The sequence below is a fragment of the Variovorax sp. P1_H2 genome (assembly GCF_056405295.1).
On record NZ_JBFUCJ010000213.1, the window covers coordinates 1 to 4,849 of the forward strand.

The window sequence follows — 4,849 nt, forward strand, 5'->3', positions numbered from 1 at the left end:
ACACCCCAAGAAGATCAGCATGAGCGACACCGTCGCGGTCATGACCGGCGCGCTGCCGCCCGAGCAACTGCCCGCCGAATGCCTGGCATGAGCGCAGCGCCGGGCCGCCCCAAGCAAGCTCGCACCCCCWCGGGGGGCAGCGAGGACACGCAGTGCCGAGCGTGGGGGCTCGTATGAGCGCCGCGCCGGGCCGCCCCAAGCAAGCTCGCACCGCAGTGCGCAGCACGGAGGTTACGCAATGAGGAATCGCCCATGCTGAAGAACATCGACCCCCTCCTCAGCCCCGATCTTCTCAAGGTGCTTTGCGAGATGGGCCATGGCGACGAGATCGTGCTGGCCGACGCCAACTTCACGGCCGAGTCGCTGGGCCGCGGCAAGCCGATCGTGCGGTTGCCCGGCGTGGGCATGCGCGAGGCCTGCGCGGCGGTGCTTTCGGTGCTGCCGCTGGACGCGGCGGTGGCGCAGCCGGTCGCGTACATGCAGGTCAGCGGCAAGCCCGAGGACTATCGCAGCGCATTGCAGCGCGACGTGATCGCCCGAATGCAGGCGAGCGGCGATGCGGGCGACGCGCAATGCGAGGCCATGGAGCGATTTGCCTTCTACGAGCGCGTCTCGCGCGCCTACGCCATCGTGCAAACCGGGGAAATGCAACCGTTCGCCAATTTCCTGCTCAAGAAAGGCGTGATCGCTCACGACCTGTTGCCATGAGCGCCGCGCCGGGCCGCCCCAAGCAAGCTCGCACCCCCTCGGGGGGCAGCGAGGACACGCAGTGCCGAGCGTGGGGGCTCGTATGAGCGCCGCGCCGGGCCGCCCCAAGCAAGCTCGCACCGCAGTGCGAAGCACGAAGGTATTCCAGTGAACACAGCAGAGACCGCCGCCAGGCTGCGGCCGCGCGGCTCCAACAACCTGGGCACGCGCCAGTTCAACGAGCGCGTGGTGTTGCAGGCGATCCGCCTCCACGGCGCGCTGCCGAAGGCCGAGATCGCACGGCTGACGAACCTGACCGCGCAGACGGTGCAACTCATCATCGCAAGGCTGGAGGCTGACGGCCTGGTGCTCAAGCACGCACCCTTGCGCGGCAGGATCGGCCAACCTTCGATACCGATGGCGCTGAACCCGGACGGCGCGTATTCGATCGGCATCAAGATCGGGCGGCGAAGCCTCGATGTGCTGCTGGTCGACTTCGCCGCGCAGGTCCGCGAGCGCCTCACGCTCGACTATCAGTTCCCCGATCCCGACACCCTGTTCGACGAGATCCGGGCCCGCATCCAGGCGCTGCGCAAGACGCTCGGCCCCAAGCGCGCCCAACTGCTGCACGGCGTCGGCATCGCCGCCCCCTTGTCGCTCGGCGGCTGGCAATCGCTGCTTGGCGTGGCGCCGGAGCAGGCCGGCAAGTGGAACGCGATCGACATCCGCGCGCAGGTGACGGCAATGACCAAGCTGCCCGTCGAATTGGTCAAGGACACGGCGGCGGCCTGCGTGGCCGAACTGGTGTCCGGGCGCGGACGCAGCATCCGCAGCTTTCTCTATATCTACGTCGACACATTCGTCGGCGGCGGGCTGGTCATCRACAGTCGCCTGCGCAGCGGAGGGTCCGGCAACGCGGGCGCTGTCGGGTCGATGCCGCTCGCCCCGGGCGACGCCAGCGGCACCGTGCCGCGCCAGGTGCTCAACGTGGCGTCGCTGTTCACGCTGGAGTCGATGGTTGCGCAGGCCGGACTCGATGTCGGCGCCCTGGCGGACTCGCGCGCGGTCGCCTCTCCCTGGCTGCCCGTGACGCGCAAGTGGATGTCGCAGGCGACCCCGGCGCTCGCGATGGCGATCAACGGCGCTGCCGCGCTGCTCGACCTCGAGGGCGTGGTCATCGACGGATCGTTCAGCAGGGAGATGCTTGCGGCGTTGCTTGCGGAGCTTGGCGTCGCGCTCGATCGCTGCAACTGGGAAGGCGTCTCCCGCCCTGAGGTCCTGGGCGGAACGATGGGCGCCGATGCGGGCGCGATCGGCGGCGCACTGCTGCCGCTCTACGCCAACTTCGCCCCCGATCGCAACCTGTTTCTCAAACTCGATCGTTGATCCGATCGCCGCGTCAACCTGAATTTCCATCCCCGGTGTCGCGCGCCTGAGGCCGGGACCCGCTTTATCAAGGAGCCTTCGATGCGTCTTCATCCAGTGCTGGCCGCGGTCACCGACCGCATCGGCGACCGCAGCGCGACACCGCGCGCGGCCTACCTTGCCCGCCTCGAACAAGCCCGCGCCAAGGGCCCGGTCCGACAGGCCCTCGGCTGCACGAACCTGGCCCACGGCTTTGCCGCGGCGCCGGCCGGCGACAAGATCATGCTGCGCGAGCTGCGCCAGCCCAACATCGCGATCGTCTCCTCCTACAACGACATGCTGTCGGCGCACCAGCCCTTCGAGCGCTTCCCGGCCCTCATCAAGCAGGCGGCGCGCGAGGTGGGCGCCACCGCGCAATTCGCCGGCGGCGTGCCGGCGATGTGCGACGGCGTCACGCAGGGCGAGCCCGGCATGGAGCTGTCGCTCTTCAGCCGCGACGTGATCGCGATGGCCACCGCGGTGGCGCTCTCGCACAACATGTTCGATGCCGCGCTGTGCCTGGGCATCTGCGACAAGATCGTCCCCGGCCTCCTGATCGGGGCGCTGCAGTTCGGCCACCTGCCGACGATCTTCGTGCCCGGCGGGCCGATGCCTTCGGGCATTTCCAACGACGAGAAGGCRCGCGTGCGGCAGCGCTACGCCAAGGGCGAGGTCGGCCGCGACGCGCTGCTCGAATCCGAAGAGAAGTCCTACCACGCACCGGGCACCTGCACCTTCTACGGCACGGCCAACAGCAACCAGATGCTGATGGAAGTGATGGGCCTGCACCTGCCGGGCGCGGCCTTCGTCAATCCGGGCACGCCGCTGCGCGACGCCCTGACCGCGGCGGCGGCGCACCGGGCGGTCGAGATCACGGCCGGGGGCAGCGCGTACACGCCCATCGGCCGCGTGGTCGATGAGCGCGCGATCGCCAATGCCATCGTCGGCCTGCTGGCCACGGGCGGCTCGACCAACCACACGATCCACCTGGTCGCGATCGCGCGCGCCGCCGGCATCCTCATCAACTGGAACGACTTCCGGGACCTGTCCGAGGCGGTGCCGCTGCTGGCCCGCGTCTACCCGAACGGCRAGGCCGACGTCAATCAGTTCCACGCCGCCGGCGGCATGGGCTACGTGATCGGCGAGCTGCTGGACGCCGGGTTGCTGCACGGCGATACGCTCACGGTGGCTGGCGCCGGCGGCCTGGCGCGCTATCGCCAGCAGCCGCATCTGGACGACGCCGGCCGGCTGGCCTGGCGCGACACGCCGCGCGCCAGCGCCGATGCCGCCATCCTGGCGCCGGCATCGGCACCCTTCAGCCTCGACGGCGGGCTGAAGCTGCTCACTGGCAACCTCGGCCGCGCCGTCATCAAGACCTCGGCGGTCAAGCCCGAGCACCGCGTGGTGCAAGCGCCGGCGATCGTGTTCGACACGCAGGAGGCGGTGATCGCCGCCTTCGATCGCGGCGCGCTGCAGCGCGACTTCGTCGCCGTGGTGCGCTTCCAGGGACCGCGCGCCAATGGCATGCCCGAGCTGCACAAGCTCACGCCGATCCTGGGCGTGCTGCAGGACCAGGGCTTCCATGTCGCGCTGGTCACCGATGGGCGCATGTCCGGCGCTTCCGGCAAGGTGCCGGCGGCGATCCACGTCACGCCCGAGTGCCTGGCGGGCGGGCCGCTCGCGCGGGTGCGCGACGGCGACCCGATCGTGCTGGACGGCGAGCGCGGCGTGCTCGAGGCCCGTGTCGCCGCCGCCGAGTGGCAGTCGCGCCAGCCGGCCGTCGCCGAGCTCGGCGAGTCCCGCCACGGCATGGGCCGCGAACTGTTCGCGGCGTTTCGCGCCCATGCGCTCGGCGCCGAGGAGGGCGCGATCACCTTCCACGCGGTCGAGCCCGGCACGTCGGCCACCGCGGCGCACGTCGCGCCCGTTCACGACCATTTTGTATTTGCACAAGGAGCCACGAAATGAACATCCTGAGCATCATGCGCACCGGGCCGGTGATCCCGGTCATCGTCATCGACAGACTGGAAGACGCGGTGCCTCTGGCACGCGCGCTGGTGGCCGGCGGCGTCCGGGTGCTCGAGCTGACCTTGCGCACGCCGGTGGCGCTGAAGGCGATCGAGGCCATCGCCAACGAGGTCGAAGGCGCGATCATCGGCGTCGGCACGATCACGCGGCCGGAGGACTTCGACGCCTCGGTCAAGGCCGGGGCCTTGTTCGGCGTCAGTCCGGGCCTGACGCCGGAGCTGATCGCGGCAGCCAGGGACAGCTCGCTGCCCTTGCTGCCCGGCGTGATGACGCCCTCGGACGTGATCGCCGCGCGCGCGGCGGGCTTCACCGAACTCAAGCTCTTCCCGGCGCAGCAGGCCGGCGGCGTGGGCATGCTGAAGGCCCTGGGCGGGCCCTTTCCCGAGTTGAGCTTCTGCCCGACCGGCGGCATCGGCGCCGCCACGGCGCCGGATTTCCTGGCCCTGCCCAACGTCGCCTGCGTCGGCGGCTCCTGGCTGACGCCGGGCGACGCGGTCGCCGCTCGCGACTGGGGCCGCATCACCGCGCTGGCACGGGACACCGCGCGTCTCGGCCAGACCGCCTGAACCCCGAGCGACGACTTCGCGCGCAGCCGCGACGCAACCCAAGGATTCTTCAATGCCCCAAGTCAATTCATTCGATCTGCTGCTGTTCGGCGGCACCGGCGACCTCGCCATGCGCAAGCTGCTGCCGGCCCTGTACTTCCGCCACCGCGACGGTGATCTTCCGC

Annotated in this window: 5 protein-coding genes and 1 pseudogene; all 6 read left to right on the plus strand. The window is 70.2% G+C overall.

Annotated elements, in window-relative coordinates:
* A pseudogene (locus tag AC1D2E_RS34630) lies at positions 1-91 on the plus strand (sugar ABC transporter ATP-binding protein); the annotation flags it as partial.
* Positions 92-252: 161 nt separating this feature from the next.
* Positions 253-708, plus strand: a complete 456-nt coding sequence (locus AC1D2E_RS34635; RefSeq protein WP_478201597.1) for an RbsD/FucU family protein — start codon at positions 253-255, stop codon at positions 706-708.
* A 147-nt stretch (positions 709-855) separates the two neighbouring features.
* Entirely contained in the window at positions 856-2,073 is a 1,218-nt protein-coding gene (locus AC1D2E_RS34640) for an ROK family transcriptional regulator (protein ID WP_478201598.1), read from the plus strand.
* Positions 2,074-2,154: 81 nt separating this feature from the next.
* On the plus strand, positions 2,155-4,059 hold the full coding sequence (gene edd / locus AC1D2E_RS34645) for a phosphogluconate dehydratase (RefSeq protein ID WP_478201599.1): 1,905 nt from the start codon (positions 2,155-2,157) through the stop codon (positions 4,057-4,059).
* On the plus strand, positions 4,056-4,685 hold the full coding sequence (eda, locus tag AC1D2E_RS34650; RefSeq protein WP_478201600.1) for a bifunctional 4-hydroxy-2-oxoglutarate aldolase/2-dehydro-3-deoxy-phosphogluconate aldolase: 630 nt from the start codon (positions 4,056-4,058) through the stop codon (positions 4,683-4,685). The genes edd and eda overlap by 4 nt, the downstream gene beginning before the upstream one ends.
* A 52-nt stretch (positions 4,686-4,737) precedes the next feature.
* Positions 4,738-4,849 (plus strand): hypothetical protein (locus tag AC1D2E_RS34655; RefSeq protein ID WP_478201601.1); only part of this gene is annotated, 112 nt, incomplete at its 3' end.